General features: G+C 50.8%; 13 protein-coding genes. 11 read left to right on the plus strand and 2 right to left on the minus strand.

Annotated features, from left to right (window positions below):
- Positions 1-16 precede the first annotated feature (16 nt).
- From ACFVRY_RS12105 to ACFVRY_RS12130, 6 genes are all read left to right on the plus strand, one after another.
- Complete coding sequence (locus ACFVRY_RS12105; RefSeq protein ID WP_387500431.1) at positions 17-1,696, plus strand: extracellular solute-binding protein; 1,680 nt, start codon at positions 17-19, stop codon at positions 1,694-1,696.
- 74 nt (positions 1,697-1,770) lie between these two features.
- A complete protein-coding gene (locus tag ACFVRY_RS12110; protein WP_387500496.1) occupies positions 1,771-2,628 on the plus strand; it encodes an ABC transporter permease in 858 nt (285 codons plus the stop codon).
- A 15-nt stretch (positions 2,629-2,643) separates the two neighbouring features.
- Positions 2,644-3,528, plus strand: a complete 885-nt coding sequence (locus tag ACFVRY_RS12115) for a carbohydrate ABC transporter permease (RefSeq protein ID WP_387500433.1) — start codon at positions 2,644-2,646, stop codon at positions 3,526-3,528.
- A gap of 77 nt (positions 3,529-3,605) precedes the next feature.
- Positions 3,606-4,904, plus strand: coding sequence for an alpha-glucosidase/alpha-galactosidase (gene melA / locus ACFVRY_RS12120; RefSeq protein ID WP_387500435.1), 1,299 nt, complete (start codon positions 3,606-3,608; stop codon positions 4,902-4,904).
- Positions 4,905-5,311: 407 nt separating this feature from the next.
- Complete coding sequence (locus ACFVRY_RS12125; RefSeq protein ID WP_387500436.1) at positions 5,312-6,070, plus strand: ABC transporter ATP-binding protein; 759 nt, start codon at positions 5,312-5,314, stop codon at positions 6,068-6,070.
- Complete coding sequence (locus tag ACFVRY_RS12130; protein WP_387500437.1) at positions 6,067-7,326, plus strand: ABC transporter permease; 1,260 nt, start codon at positions 6,067-6,069, stop codon at positions 7,324-7,326. Before ACFVRY_RS12125 ends, ACFVRY_RS12130 begins: the two co-directional genes overlap by 4 nt.
- A gap of 253 nt (positions 7,327-7,579) precedes the next feature.
- On the opposite strand, the gene ACFVRY_RS12135 is transcribed toward ACFVRY_RS12130, so the two are convergent.
- On the minus strand, positions 7,580-8,848 hold the full coding sequence (locus tag ACFVRY_RS12135) for a BaiN/RdsA family NAD(P)/FAD-dependent oxidoreductase (protein ID WP_387500438.1): 1,269 nt from the start codon (positions 8,846-8,848) through the stop codon (positions 7,580-7,582).
- A 175-nt stretch (positions 8,849-9,023) separates the two neighbouring features.
- On the opposite strand from ACFVRY_RS12135, the gene ACFVRY_RS12140 reads away from it, so the two are divergent.
- From ACFVRY_RS12140 to nadE, 3 genes are all read left to right on the plus strand, one after another.
- On the plus strand, positions 9,024-10,781 hold the full coding sequence (locus ACFVRY_RS12140) for a two-component system sensor histidine kinase NtrB (RefSeq protein ID WP_387500439.1): 1,758 nt from the start codon (positions 9,024-9,026) through the stop codon (positions 10,779-10,781).
- Positions 10,782-10,903: 122 nt separating this feature from the next.
- The gene (locus ACFVRY_RS12145) at positions 10,904-11,338 is read left to right on the plus strand and encodes a BrxA/BrxB family bacilliredoxin (RefSeq protein WP_387500440.1); all 435 of its coding nucleotides are present in this window, start codon (positions 10,904-10,906) and stop codon (positions 11,336-11,338) included.
- Between the two features lie 251 nt (positions 11,339-11,589).
- Positions 11,590-12,399 carry an ammonia-dependent NAD(+) synthetase gene (gene nadE / locus ACFVRY_RS12150; protein WP_387500441.1) on the plus strand — a complete coding sequence of 270 codons (810 nt, stop codon included), beginning with the start codon at positions 11,590-11,592 and terminating at the stop codon, positions 12,397-12,399.
- Between the two features lie 102 nt (positions 12,400-12,501).
- On the opposite strand, the gene ACFVRY_RS12155 is transcribed toward nadE, so the two are convergent.
- The gene (locus ACFVRY_RS12155) at positions 12,502-13,335 is read right to left on the minus strand and encodes an alpha/beta hydrolase family protein (protein ID WP_387500442.1); all 834 of its coding nucleotides are present in this window, start codon (positions 13,333-13,335) and stop codon (positions 12,502-12,504) included.
- A 250-nt stretch (positions 13,336-13,585) separates the two neighbouring features.
- On the opposite strand from ACFVRY_RS12155, the gene acpS reads away from it, so the two are divergent.
- Together acpS and mutY are read left to right on the plus strand one after the other, a co-directional pair.
- Positions 13,586-13,978, plus strand: a complete 393-nt coding sequence (gene acpS / locus ACFVRY_RS12160) for a holo-ACP synthase (RefSeq protein WP_387500443.1) — start codon at positions 13,586-13,588, stop codon at positions 13,976-13,978.
- Positions 13,979-14,015: 37 nt separating this feature from the next.
- Positions 14,016-15,281 (plus strand): A/G-specific adenine glycosylase, encoded by a 1,266-nt coding sequence (mutY, locus tag ACFVRY_RS12165; protein WP_387500444.1) that lies wholly within the window; start codon positions 14,016-14,018, stop codon positions 15,279-15,281.
- Positions 15,282-15,580: the final 299 nt, after the last annotated feature.

Here is a 15,580-nt window from a genome sequence, read left to right on the forward strand (position 1 = left end):
AAAAGGGGATGTCCGTGTGGGGAAAGCAAAACTGCTTGTAACCGGAATTACAGTGATGGCATTAATGTTCGGGGCTACGGCATGTGCGGGCAACAATAACGAAGCTACAAGCAATAACAGTGCGCCGGAAGAGTCAAAGCCGCAAGCTGAGAATATTGATCCAATGGGTAAATATGAACCTGCTATTACCGTTACAGCTGTCCGCGCAATCTCGGATGGCATGACCTTTAGTGAAGGGGAGTCGCTTCAGAACAACGTTTGGAGCCGTGCCTATGAGAAGGAACTGGGGATCAAAATCAACTATGACTGGACGACGCCGACAGCCCAGTATGATCAAAAGCTGAACATCGCCATCGCGTCAGACCAGCTACCCGATATTATGAAAGTGAATGCGGCCCAGCTAAAGCGCCTGGTAGAAGATGAGCAAATAGAAGAATTGACTTCATTCTATTCCAGTACCGCTTCTGAATTTACCCAGAAGATTCTCTCGGAGGACGGAGGCAATGCGCTGAAATCAGCGACCTTCCAAGATAAGCTGTATGCCCTTCCAATGATGGGTTCAGGTCTTGGTCAAGCCGATGTACTGTGGATTCGGGCCGATTGGCTGAAGAATCTTGGTCTCGAAGTACCGAAGACGATGGATGATCTGATGTCTGTGGCGAAAGCCTTCACGTTTAACGATCCTGATCAGAACGGTAAGCAGGATACGTATGGGCTTGGACTTAATAAGGATATTGCTGATAAGGATGCCGGGGCTTATTATGCCGCAGCAGAAGGGTTCTTTAACGGGTACGGTGCTTATCCGAATATTTGGGTCGACAAGGATGGGGAGCTTGCGTATGGCAGCATTCAGCCGGAGATCAAGACCGCACTGGCAGCCCTTCAGAGTATGTACAAGGATGGCTTGCTCGATAAGGAGTTCGGTACGAAGGACCCGAGTAAAGTGAACCAGGATGCCGTGGCAGGCAAGGTTGGCATGCTGTACGGATACTTCTGGAATACAGGTGCTGGCTGGCTGCAGGATAGCAAGATCGCTGATCCGAAGGCGGATTGGATTGCTGTACCGCTTCCGTCTTCGACGGGGGAGCCGGCGAAAGCACAGGTGCCTTTTGCGATTAATTCCTACTACGTTGTGAAAAAGGGTGCGGAGCATCCGGAAGCTGCGGTTAAACTGTTGAACCTGGCACTTGAGAAACTATGGGGTGAAACTGCAGAGCCGGATGTCTACAACACAGATGCTGAGAAAGGGACCGCATTGTTTAACTACGCCCTGTTATACGGAGAAGCTCCGCGCAAGAATCTGGATGCCTATCTACATGTCACTGACGCCTTGAAGACCAAGGATCCTTCCAAGCTGAACCCGGAGGAGAAGGGATACTACGATAGCTCGGTTAAGGCGCAGGGCGGTGACAATAATTACTTTGGTGTTCTGAATATGTATGGTGAGAAGGGTTCGCTCTCTGTACTCGAAGGTTATTCGAAGAATAACACGCTGCAAAACGATCTGTTCTTCGGCGCACCTACGGACGGGATGACTGAGCATAACGCTACCCTGCAAAAGCAGCAGCTCGAAACCTTCACGCAAATTGTTATGGGCGGGGACCTCAATCAATTTGACCGCTTTGCGGAGAACTGGAAGGCTCTTGGCGGCAGCGCCATTACAAAAGAGGTGAATGAATGGAACCAGTCGCGGTAGGAAAAACCGGGAAGCCGCAAGTACCAAGCTCCAAATTACGGGGGCCCAACTGGCGCGAGCTACCCTATCACCTAATGATTCTTCCAGGATTTCTGCTGGTGTTCATTTACAGCTATATTCCGATGGCCGGGATTATGATGGCTTTTCAACGCTATCGTCCGGCCAAAGGGATTCTTCATTCGCCATGGGTGGGCTGGAGCAATTTTGAATACATGCTGAATATTCCAGGCATTTATCAGGTGCTGTGGAACACAGTATTTATCGCGCTAATGAAGATTATTGCGGGAATCTTGGTGCCGGTAGTGGTAACGCTACTGCTGAACGAGGTGAGGGTCCGCTGGTTTCAGCGGGGCATTCAGACGATCATCTACTTCCCTCACTTTCTGAGCTGGATCATTCTGAGCGGGATTCTGATTGATATTTTGTCGCCTTCAACAGGAGTAATCAACAGCCTGCTTAGCTTCTTTCACATCAAACCTGTGTTCTTTCTGGGCGATGTAAAATGGTTCCCGTACACCATGGTGCTGACGGATACCTGGAAGGAGTTTGGTTATGGAACGATCGTGTTCCTTGCGGCACTAACGGGAATTAATCCGGCTTTATACGAAGCCGCCTCGATAGATGGGGCAGGCCGCTGGAAGCAGACGCTTTATGTGACGCTACCCGGTATGCTCCCGATCATTATTCTGATGACGGTCCTGAGCCTTGGCAACGTGCTGAATGCGGGGTTTGACCAAATCTTCAATTTGTACAGCGCCCAAGTGTACCCTAGCGGAGACATCATTGATACGTTGGTGTTCAGAATCGGGATGCAGGATGCCAATTATGGTGTCGCTACTGCAGTGGGACTGTTCAAATCCGTTGTGTCACTGATTATGATAGGAGCCTCCTATCTGCTGGCTTATCGCTTTGCCGGGTACAAGATTTTTTAAAGAAGGAGGAGACCTGTGAATAGACATAATAGCCCTGGACGGCGCGTCTTTCTCATTCTGAATTACACTTTTCTGATTCTGCTTGGGTTGGCATGTCTGCTGCCGCTCATCAATGTGCTGGCGATTTCGTTCAGTTCAAGCACGGCGGTAAATGCCGGAAAGGTAAGTCTGTGGCCGGTGGAGTTCAATCTGGATTCTTATCGGTTTGTGGTCGGGAAGCCGGAATTTGTAGAGTCCTTTCTGGTTTCGGTGAAAAGAGTGCTGGTCGGCGTCCCGGTCAATATGGTGCTGACCATACTCGTCGCCTACCCGTTGTCCAAGGAGCGCGGCACATTCCGCTTCCGCAATTATTACGTATGGTATTTCATTATCACGATGCTGTTCAGCGGGGGATTGATTCCCTGGTATATGACGATTCGGGCGACAGGCATCCTGGATACGTTCTGGGCACTTATATTGCCTGCGGCAGTGCCAATTTTCAACGTCATACTGCTGCTCAACTTCTTCAAGAACATCCCGCCGGAGATTGAAGAAGCTGCGCGGATTGACGGTAGCGGAGTGTGGCAGTCGCTTTGGAGAATAGCTGTGCCATTATCTGCCCCGGCGATTGCGACATTAACCCTATTTTGCATCGTAACGCATTGGAACTCCTGGTTCGACGGTCTGATCCTCATGAACAATCCGGCACATTATCCGCTGCAGACGTATCTACAGACCATTATTGTCAATCGGGATATGAGCCTGATTAATGTGGCTGATCTTACCCAATGGGCAGCCATTTCAGACCGGACCTCACGGGCAGCCCAAGTATTTGTAGCGATGCTGCCTGTCATGCTCATCTATCCTTTCCTGCAGAAATATTTCAGCCAGGGCATTGTGATGGGAAGCGTAAAGGGGTAACGAAGTAGTGAACTAAATTTGCTCTTATAAAAATCAGATTTACTCAAATTTATAAACAGAAAGTAGAGGAAGACCTCATGACTAAAATTGCCTTCATTGGTGCAGGAAGCACTATTTTTAGCAAAAACGTACTGGGTGACTGTATGACTACGCCGGCTCTAGCTGATGCGGAAATTGCCCTGCATGATATTGACCATGAGAAGCTGTTCAATTCCGAGAAAATGCTAAAGAACCTCAGCCGCAATCTGGGCGGACGCGCTCAAGTGACTGCTTATACAGACCGTAGAGAAGCGCTGCGGGGGGCCGACTATGTTATTAATGCGATCTCTGTTGGGCAGTATGAGCCTACGATTAAGAGTGATTTTGAGATTCCGCATAAATATGGATTAAAGCAGACCGTTGCGGATACGCTTGGGGTGGGTGGAATTCTTCGCGGTCTGCGGGCCGCATACGCCATGCTGGAATTCACACGAGATATGGAGGAGCTGTGTCCGAACGCCTGGTTCCTTAACTATACGAACCCGATGGCGATCGTAACGGGAGCGGTACTACGAGGTTCGAAGATCAAGAGTGTAGGATTGTGCCACAGTGTACAGGTATGTGCCAAAGAACTGCTGGAAGGACTGGACCTGCCTACGAACAATGTCCGCTACCGGATTGCAGGAATCAACCACCAAGCCTGGCTGCTAGAAATCACGCGAAATGGCGAGGATTTGTATCCCGAGATTCGTCGCCGTGCCGCTGAGCGTCCAGCCCCGCATGATGATATGGTACGCTATGAGATCATGAAATCCTTCGGTTACTATGTGACAGAATCTAGCATGCACAGTGCGGAATACATGCCGTACTTTATCAAGAGCGGCCAGCCGGAGCTGCTTGAGCAGTACAACATCACGACAGACTGGTACCTGACTTGGGGCGACAGCAAGACGGAGTATTGGCAGGAGGTCATGGACTCTCTCGTCAATAACCCGGATGTATCGCATGCACGGACCCATGAGTACGCTTCTTATATTATCGAAGCTATGGAGACCGATGTGCCTTTTAAAATCGCCGGTAATGTACTCAACACTGGAGGTTTGATCGGCAATCTTCCTCAGGATGCGGTTGTAGAGGTACCTTGCCTGGTGGATAGCCAAGGCGTCACTCCTTGCAAAGTAGAGGATTTGCCGCCGCAATGTGCTGGTCTCAACCGGACCAATGTCAATATGCAATTGCTGGCCGTTGAAGCGATCCTGACCCGTAAACGTGAACATATCTACCATGCGGCTATGCTTGACCCGCATACTGCCGCCGAGCTCTCGCTGGACCAGATCCGGTCGCTGATCGATGAAATGCTGGAAGCGAGCGCAGAATTCCTTCCGGAATTCATATAGAAAGCAATTCTTCATCAAACTGGGATTAATCATTGAAGTGAAAGGCCTTCTTCTGCAGATGTTCTGCGGGGGCAGGCTTGTTTACTTTTTCATGAAACGTTAAATGGGAATTTTCGTAAGTCTAAGATGATAGGAATAAAAGTTAAGAAATGGCAGGGGAGCTATGAACCTAAAATCGGAATGAAGAAAGTAATGAAGAATGACTATCGGGGTTATGTATCAGACAAGGGCTGGATTCATGCGATAGCTCCATGCTGCTGATGCCATAGAAGAAATCTCTCAGCAAGTCTTATCTACCGGTGATATGATTGCATTACTGGCTTCTATCCGAAATGTGATATGTACCAAGGGTTTTACACGGAGAGAGAGTTAGGATTTTAATAACCCGAATGTAGGAGATGGGCAGGATGGAAGAGATCAGGGCTGCACAGGTGGGGGAAACGAAGGATATCAAAGAGACAGATAACGAGATTGTATTGGACGTTGACATTAAAGAAGCCGGTTATGAGGCTGGCGATCCTCGGATTTTTGATATATCTTTTCAGGTCCGGCGTGGGCAGTTGCTGGGCCTGATCGGGCCGAACGGGGCGGGCAAAAGCACAACCATTAAGACCCTGCTAGGCCTGTTGAAGCATGCCAAGGCCAAGGTTGAGATCGGCGGGGCGAACAAGTCGTATGCCTACGTGCCGGAGCAGCCGGTTTTCTATGAGGATCTGACACTTTGGGAGCATCTGGATTTGGCTGCTGCTGCCTATGGACTGGAATACGGGCAGTTTCAGGAGACGGCGGAAAGGCTGCTGAAGCAGTTCGGCATGGAGCTTGTGCGCAATGACTTGCCGGCGGGATTCTCTAAGGGAATGAAGCAAAAAATGATGCTGATGCTGGGGTTCCTGGTGCAGCCGGACATCTATATCGTGGACGAGCCGTTCATCGGGCTGGACCCAAGGGCCACGAAGGACTTCCTGCGGCTGCTGGAGGCGGAGCGGATACGAGGTGCAGGAGTGTTAATGTCTACGCATGTTCTGGATACTGCGGAGAAAATCTGCGACGATTTCGTGCTGATCTCCGGCGGTAAAATGGCAGCAACCGGAACACTGGAGGATATCCGCACTCAGGCCGGACTACCGGAGGCGTCGTTGTTTGATTGCTTCGACGAACTGGCATGAGTGGGCAAAATCGTTCCGCTTACGCTTTCCCGACGGCACAGCGTCTCTTCCGCAGACGGCTGCTCTCCCATTGGCGCGAGCAATGGAAGATTATTCGTACCGCCGCAGATTGGACGGTACTGCTCTATCTGATTATCCCCAGTCTCCTGCTGGGAGGACGGATCTATTACGGATATTGGGTTGAACCTCTTCCCGCATGGAGCACAGCAATACCTTTTCCGATCGTCCCTGCGCTGTTGACGCTGCTGATAAGCAGGGGAGGCTTGCTGCTGTTTATGCAGGAAGGCGATCTGCTGTTTCTTCGTCAGCGCAAGCGTTGGGTCAACGCCATAATACGGCGCGGCCTGCTGTATAGTCTATGCGTGACCACACTGAAGATAGGAGCAGTTTATCTGGTCATGCTGCCCTTTATCATACGCAGTTATCATGTGCCTGTATCAGCAGCTGTTGTACTACTGATCCTGACGATAGTTGCGAGTTGGTGCGTCAAGCTGCTGGGACATCTAGTCAGGGTGCAGCGGCAAGGGTGGCGGAAATGGCTGTGGCAGATTCCGGCTATTGTTATTCCCTGCGGGTTCTACCTTCGGATGGCTATTCTGTGGTACGACCGTCCAGGCTTGCTGCTGACGGTTGCCGGAGTTTTTGCGGCTGCCACGACCACAGCCGTCCAGCGGCGTTTCCTGCTGCGCGGCACGTTCATGAACGATGTGCGCGAGGATTATAAGCAGCGTATGAATATAGCGAGTCTGTTGCTGCGCGGTGTGCTGGATAAGCCGCGTCCGACCCGGCACAAGCCGTGGATCTTCCGCAGGTCCCAGCCGCTGCTGAGATCCAAGCAGGCTGAGAGCCGTTTCGCAGCTGCTGCGGTTAAAGCGCTGGTACGGAATCCGGCGCATATGAAGCTGTACCTGTGGTTTGCCGGGGTAACAGGAGTGGCGATATTTATCGTTCCCTCTGTTCTGAAATGGCTGGTATTTATCGTGCTGAATTCGCTGATGGCCTATTGGCTGCACTCTTTCTGGTCCTTATTTTCGGGTGATGATTTTGTAGGGATATTACCCTTTACCAAGGAGCAGAAGAACGGAGCCGGCGCAAAAGCAGTCCCTATTCTGCTCATTCCATTTTCCGTATTTTGTGCGGGTGTGATCTGCCTGCAGCTCTATGCCTGGTGGGGGCTGCTGCTATTCATTCCTGTTGGTTACCTGGGTGGGATCATGATTGCACGGGTATTCAACACCTTTCGACTCAGTTCGTGAGGAGGAAGGGATGCTAGAGCATAATTGAGATGCTAGAGCATTAGCAAAAGCAGAAACATTAGCAAAAGCAAAAACAGAGTGAAAGTAGAGCAAGTGCAAATCAAAAAGCTCGTAAAATAAAAACAGTGTGACGGATATTGCTCCGTCACGCTGTTTTTGTGGTAGCAGGCTCTATAATATAGACTCTAAGGTCCATGTCCTTGTTATCACTATTGAGGCGCCACTAGTGGGTCTACTTCTAGTCGGCCAACTGTTAGTTGTTGTGGGCCTCAGCGGCATGCTTGCCAGCCGTATAGCCCGTAGAGAACGCAGCAGTAATATTATAGCCGCCTGTATAACCGTGGATATCCAACACTTCGCCACAGAAGAACAAGCCCGGCATTACTCGGGATTCCATCGTCTTGGGTTCAATCTCCTTCAGATTGACGCCGCCTCCGGTAACAAAGGCTTCCTCTATGGAACGGGTGCCATGTACCAAGATTGGCATCCGTTTCAGGAGGGGGGCCAATGACAGCAGGCCATTCTTAGGTAGGCTGTGGCCGGTAATATCCCCATCCAGTCCCGCTTTGGACAGCAGAAGCGGAATCATGCGCTCAGGCAGTAATCCCTTGAGGGAATTGCGGATCGCTTTTTTCGGCTCCTGTTCCAGTTTGTCCTGAATTTGAGATTCCAGTTCCTGCGGGTGAAGATCCGGGAACAGATCGATGGACAGTTCTACCGTATCCACCCCAAATTTGTTCTTCACCTGGCGCAGAAACTGGCTGCAGCGCAGGGCAATTGGTCCAGATAGACCAAAGTGGGTGAAGATCATATCCCCCCGATGGGCAATAACCTTTTTCCCCTTGGGGTTCCAGACCGTCAGTGTTACATCCCGCAGGGATAAGCCTTGCAGGTCGCCGGACTTGATCCATTCCTCTCTTGAAAGGATCGGCACCTCTGTCGGGAACAGCTCCGTAATGGTATGCCCGGCTGCTATAGCCCAGGGATATCCGTCTCCGGTGGAACCAGTCTGGGGCACAGACTTACCGCCGGTAGCGACGATCACTGCTGAAGAATGATGCACTGCGCCGGACATCAGACGGACGCCTTTAACCGTCCCGTTCTCATATAGAACTTCACGAACGGGGCTATCGGTCAGGATCTGTACACCGAGGCTCTTGACCTTGCTGATTAGCGCCGAGACAACGCTTGAAGCTTTATCGGAAACGGGGAACATTCGTCCGTTGTCTTCTTCTTTTAACGGAATGCCAAGGCCTTCAAAGAAAGCGATGATATCCCGGTTGTTAAAATGATCGAAGGCGCTGTACAGAAAACGTCCGTTGCCCGGAATATGGGCGATCAGATCGGCATTCTCCTTAATATTGGTCACGTTGCAGCGTCCACCACCTGAAATACCAAGCTTTCGGCCCAGTTTGGAGCCTTTATCGACCAGTAGGACGGATGCTCCGTGCTCGGCTGCAGCCACGCTGGCCATCAGTCCGGAAGAGCCGCCACCAATCACTATTACATCGTAGTTACGCATGAATTTACTCCTTTACATGTCAAAGCAGAGGTTGTGTCTACCGTTCTTCTATCGGCATCATACCATTTTCGACTCTGATGTCACAGTCCTGACATCATTTGTCGATTTACAATTGTCAGAAAAGCGCGGGTATGCTTTAATCTAAGGGTGTAGGATTATTTGTCCAACTTGGGGAGTGATTTCAATTACTGGTGCGGTTAAGGATATTTTATTGCAAATATCGGCTGCGAGCTCCTTTCTGTTTCTCTTTCAATGGTGGCTGGATCAGAGCCATTGCACCCGCAGGAACAGCAAATTGGATAACCAGTCCTTTTTGATGATAGCATGTGCGCTGAGTGTTACGCTCTGCTCGTTAATGTCCACGTCCTTATTCGGAATTACCTATCTCAATTTAGGAATTTTACCAGCCTTTATAGGCATATTATACGGCAACTTCCGTTCAGGATTTCGTCTGTCCCTCTTGTTTCTGTTCTGCAACATTCTCTTCTCCAAGCCGGATGGCCTGAGTATGCTATTGCTGAATTCGTCTGTCCTGCTCTATCCATTGCTGTTTGGTATGTCCAAACGTTTTAAGAAAGGGACGGTCGTAGAGAAGATCGGTCTGCTCTGGATGGTGTTGCTCCCAAGTATGCTATTCGTGGCACTAATGCCGATTCTGGGGGGACAAGACCAATATGAGCGGCACTTTGGCAATTCCGGGAATGCTATGGAAGCGCTTATACTTACCTTGTATGTGTTTATTGCCATTGTTCTGGGGGCGGTATTCATTTATTTTGTAGAAGTGACTTGGGGGAGAGTTCACCTCAAAGAACGAATGAAGGATTTTACCGAAAAGTTTCAGTGGGAGTCGGAGAAGCTTCAGCAGATTACCGATATCATGCCACTCAGCATTATGTCGCTAGATGAGAATGGAGCGATCACGGGGATCAACGATTATATGCTGGAACTGATCCGCAACCATTATCCTAATGTCACTAAAGTCGATATTATGTCGCAACCTGTCTGTCGTTTGTTCAGGGAGGATGTTGACGAAGAGATTTTCACACGCATGCGTGCCAGCATCCGGACCAAAGAGCGTTCGAGTGAGAAAGTCATTCATAAAGCAAGGGTATATCACATATTCATAGCCCCACTCCCTCCTCGGGTACCTGGACTGTTCGGCGGATCCCTGCTGATCGTCCAGGATATGACCGAGGAAGAGAAAATGCGGAGTGAGCTGGACAATGTAGAACGGCTTACCTTGGTAGGTCAAATGGCAGCGGGCATCACTCATGAAATCCGCAATCCCATGGCAGTGGTGCGTGGTTTTCTCCAACTTATGAGAGAGAAGAGTGCACCGGAGCTGGAGTCCTACTATCAGATCGTGATGGAGGAGTTGGACCGTGCCAACAGTATTATCAATGACTTTCTGTCGCTGGCCCAGAGCCGTATTTCACACAAGGAGCATGTCCTCTTGCATGAAATTATTAATGATCTCAGTCCCTTACTGTGGGCAGATGCTAATCTGCGTGGTCAAAGCGTTGAAGTGAAGCTGAGTCCCTCGCTGCCTTCGCTGGATCTGAATGTCCGGGAGATCAAGCAATTGATCCTCAACCTCGGTCGCAACGGGATGGAAGCCATGGGCCCCAAGGGGGTACTGACACTGGAGACACGGACCGTGCAGGATCATGTGGAACTGATCATACGAGATACAGGAAGTGGAATTTCGGAAAGTCAGCGGGAGAAGTTGTTTGTTCCTTTTTTTACGACGAAAAGCCAGGGGACAGGTCTTGGGTTGTCACTGTGCCTCAGCATTGTCGAGCGGCATAACGGTTCGATTGCCGTCGATTCGGAGGAAGGCAAGGGAACCGTGTTCACGGTATCCTTCCCTGCAGTGTGCGCAGAGGTGTCGGAGTATATCATTGCAGAGAGCAAGGAAGCTTCCGCAGGATGAAGAGTGCCGCGAGGCCTTGCGCATCCCTTGCTTTCACAGAGTATGGATGTATAATAAAGTTAGTAAGTGCTGTTGTGATATGATCTGACAAGCAGCTAAAGTGCAAAGGAGAGTGCTGAGAAATGTCCATGTCTTTTAGCCAATATATGAGAGATTCAATCCAGCCTATGCGTGACGATCTGACAGGCATCGGATTCGAGGAGCTGTTTACCCCCGAAGCGGTGGAAGCTGCGCTTCCAAATGCCAAGGGTACAGCGCTTGTGGTTGTTAATTCCGTATGCGGATGCGCTGCTGGCCAATGCCGTCCGGGCGTAGCCCAAGCGTTGCAAAATGAGATTGTGCCGGATCACCTGTTCACAGTATTCGCCGGTCAGGAGAAGGAAGCTACAGCTAAAGCGCGTGAGTATTTCGCGCCATATGCGCCGTCTTCGCCTTCCATCGCACTGATGAAGGATGGAGAACTGGTTCACTTCATTGAGCGTCACTCTGTTGAAGACCGTTCCGCAGCTGAAATTGCTGCTGAATTGAAGGAAGTATTCAACCGTCTCTGCCAATAAAATCATAGCTCTAAAGTGAACTTAAGAATCAAAGCTATCATTCTTAAGTTCAGCTTATATAGTCCATATAATCTCGCTGCGCCGGATACTCCGGCTGCATGCGGGATTTTTCAGAATAGAAATACATACTTTCAGGCTTGATGTTCCCTCCATGTTTGGGACAGAATAGGTTTGGAAGTGTTCAGGTCCCATTATTATGGTGATATGATGATAATGGAATCATTTCAGACTGATGAAACGGGGTGTAGTTTGTGAGTTTGCAGGAAGAGATTATCGCCGACCTCGGTGTCAAACCAACAATTGATGTAGAGGCAGAGGTTCAGAAGAGAGTGGATTTTCTAAAAAAGTATGTGCTTCAAGCAGGCGCCAAAGGGCTGCTAATCGCGATTAGTGGCGGAGTAGACAGTGCGGTGGCCGCGGGTCTGTGCAAACGGGCAACGGACGAGCTGTCGGAGCAGGAAGGCAAAGAGTACGTGACTCTTGGTGTATTCCAGCCTTACGGGGAACAGGAAGATATTGACCACAGTTATGCTGTAGCCAAGGCTTTTGACCTGAAGCATACGGTGGAGACCAATATTGAGGAAGCCGTGAACGAAATCGCTCTTGAAGTAGAGCATGGTATGAAGGCGCTTGGCGATCATCGTCATATGACCCATCAGGGTAAGGGTAACGTGAAGGCTAGAACACGGATGGTGATGCAATACGCACTTTCCTTTGAAAAGAATCTGCTTGTAGTTGGCACGGATCATGCTTCCGAGGCGATTACCGGGTTCTATACCAAATGGGGTGACGGGGCTGTCGATATTACACCTCTCTCTACGCTGAACAAACGTCAGGTGCGGCAAGTGGCTTCCTATATCGGTGTGCCAGAAGAAGTAGTCACTAAAGCGCCTACGGCCGGACTTTGGCCTGGACAGACGGATGAGACGGAGCTTGGCATTAGCTATGATGACAACAGCGATTATCTGGAAGGCAAGCAGGTTCGCCCTGAAGTCGCAGAGAAGCTGGAAAACTACTACCGTAGAACAGCGCACAAGCGCAATGTCATTCCGGGTATTTAATGAAGTAAAAGCATACCTGATCTCGGGAACCGCCGCGAGCATCTCTGTGAAATAGCGCAGAGTCCGCGGCGGTTCTTGGCGTTTCGTAGGGCGAAGCGACAATTATTTTCCAGGCAGGCTAGCGAGTGTACGGCCGATAAAAGCTTCAGAGACCGCAATGGCCTGCTCCAGTTGTGGGGTGGTTCCTGCAAAAGGGTGTACGGTTCCGAAGGTATGATTTCCTTCCGGAATTTGTACCCAGTCGATATCCGGACGGATCTCGGTCAACTGTGCTGAACCGTGCCGCAAATGCTCGCCATCACGTGTGCCCTGAATCAAGACAGTAGAAAAAGTAGCTACCTTCATTCGCTTCAGGATTTGATATCGCTCTTGGTGCTGCTCGAGATCTTCCAGAAGCACTGCATCCAGCGGCATTTGCTGGCCTGTGCGGCCATTAAGGATGTAGGCCCGGCCTTGCTGTAGCATATCTCGTTTCTGATCCGGTGAGTACAAATCCTCAGGATGGGTCACACCATTCCAGGAGATGACACCTGTGATTCCTTCCGGATGATCTAATGCGTACAACAGAGCATCAGCGCCACCCCGGCTATGTCCTAGGAGAAAGACGGGAAGACTACCTAAATCAGGATGCTGGTCCAGATAAGAGAGTAGAATCTCCATATCTTTGAGCTCCCGACTGAAGGTGTTACGGGCAAATTTATCAAGCTCGGTAAAATTGTGAAGGTCTTCTCCAATCCCTGAATGTGAGAAGTTAAAGGTAACGACTTCGTGCTCGCGACTGAGTACATTGGCGAGATAGGGAAACATTCCCCAATCCTTGAACCCTTTATAACCGTGAATAATGATAATGAGGCTTTTCGGTGTGTTATGCGCAGGAAAGCGTGAGCAACGGAGCAGGGCATCATTTCCGGCTGGAATTTCGAAGCTGCGGTTCATAAGGCGATCCCTCTTTTCTATACAGAGTGGCGTTTATCGTAAGGCGATTGTTGCCAATTGGTAGTTGCAGAATAGACTTCCGACGAGTTTTCTTTTAAGATACAGAAGGGTTTAGTATAGGTGTTGAAATTATGTTTACTTCTATTATATCGGTATATGTTCAACAAACGGTTCTACAAGAATTTCTTACCATTTATAATACCATTAAATGAAGCAATCGGGGATACACGTCTACAAGGAGCGTGAAATATTGATATACGGTATCGGACATGATCTTCTGGAGATTGAGCGCATCAAGGCAATGATGCAAAAGGGTATAGGAGCGAAGTTATTGCAGCGGATCTTGACGGAGAAGGAGCAGCTTCTGGCGAAGGCGCGGGGGGGCAAGGCTGGAGAATTTGCAGCTGGACGCTTCGCGGCCAAGGAAGCTGTCGTTAAGGCGCTTGGTTGTGGAATTGGAAGTCAGGTAGGTTTTCAGGATATTGAGATCCTGCCGGACGGGCTGGGTAAGCCGGTGGTCACACTGACTGCTGAGGCCTGGGTAAGACTGGCCTTGCCGGAAGGTACGGGCTACACCATACACCTGACGATCACCCATACCCGTGAATTTGCCTCAGCTTTTGCTGTAGTGGAATCTCCATAGAATAACTATGAATACACAAGAATAAGGGGAATAGAAGATGATTCAGCAAGAGCAACAACAGCAGGAGGCTAAAGTATTTTTCAGCCGCCATTTGCTGGAGTGGTATCAGAGAGAGAAACGGGATCTGCCGTGGCGCCGTCACCGCAATCCGTATTATATCTGGATTTCTGAAATCATGCTGCAGCAGACACGGGTCGATACAGTGATTCCTTATTTCCACCGTTTTATCGAACGGTTTCCAACGGTGGAATCGCTGGCTGATGCACCGGAGGAAGATGTGCTGAAATGCTGGGAGGGGCTAGGTTATTATTCCCGTGCCCGTAACATTCAGCATGCAGCCAAGCAGGTGAAGGAGCTGTATGGCGGACAGGTACCAGACGACCGCGACGCGGTGTTCGGACTGAAGGGTGTGGGGCCTTATACTGCAGGAGCTATTCTCAGTATTGCTTTTAACAGGCCGGAGCCGGCTGTCGACGGCAATGTCATGCGTGTATTATCCCGCTATTTCTTGATTTGGGATGATATCGCTAAAGGACCCACCAGGGTGAAAATGGAGGGACTGGTCAGAGAGCTGATTCCGGAAGGGGAGGCCTCAAGCTTCAACCAGGCACTCATGGAGCTGGGTGCACTGGTCTGCACCCCGAAATCGCCGCGCTGCCTTACCTGCCCGGTGATGGAACATTGCGCCGGGCGGCTTGCGGGCTGCGAGACCGAGCTGCCCGTGAAGACCAAGGCCAAGCCGCCGCGCCCGGAAGAGCGGCTGGCGGCTCTGGTGGAGGGCCGCGGTGCCCACGCGGGCCGGGTGCTCATCCGGCAGCGGCCATCCAGCGGGCTTCTCGCCCGCATGTGGGAGCTGCCGCACTGGCTGGCGCCGCCTGTTGCGGGCGGCGCACCCCGCACGCCGCTACCGGAGGCCGCGGCGCAGGACCGGCTGCGCCGGTCCTTGCAGTCGGCCGGGATCTCTGCCCGGCCGGAAGGGCACTGGATGGCTGCGGAACATGTGTTCAGCCATATCGTCTGGACCCTGCAGGTGTACCGCTGCAGGGAGGAAGAGGCCCTGCCGCTTGCCGCAGAAGGCAGGGCGGTGTACGGCGTCGCAGATGCAGAAGCCGCTGCGGGTGGTACGCTGCTGCCCGATGGCAGCGCACCTGTGGAGCCGTTTGACGACGGCGGCGATCCCGCCGACCGGGGGGCAGTCCGCTGGATCAACCGTGCGGACATGGCGAATTATGCTTTTCCGAACGTGTTTCTGAAGCTGCTTAACAGCTATTTTGACGAGCAGGAGCAGGCTGGGCAAGAGTAGTAATAGGCAGGACATAAAGATGCTCGACTTTGCTTGACCGAGTAGGGTCGAGCAGTTTAGTCCTTCAGTTGCGAACAGCCTGCTCCGTCCCAACTTGGCCGTCTATTTACTCAACATTCAAGGCAATAGACCTGCCATTTGCAGCCTGTTGCCATGAGCGTGTTCGCGGATAGCAGAGTACTAATTACCGAATATTAACACAAAGAAGGTATCTCCCTGGCCCTGAAGCCGTAGGAGATACCTTCTTTTGCTGTTTATATAGTAGAAAACGGATGCTGCCGTTCAAAAGGCAGCGAAGT

Origin of the sequence: Paenibacillus sp. NPDC057934 (assembly GCF_042887565.1) — a bacterium.
Classification (GTDB): domain Bacteria; phylum Bacillota; class Bacilli; order Paenibacillales; family Paenibacillaceae; genus Paenibacillus_AQ.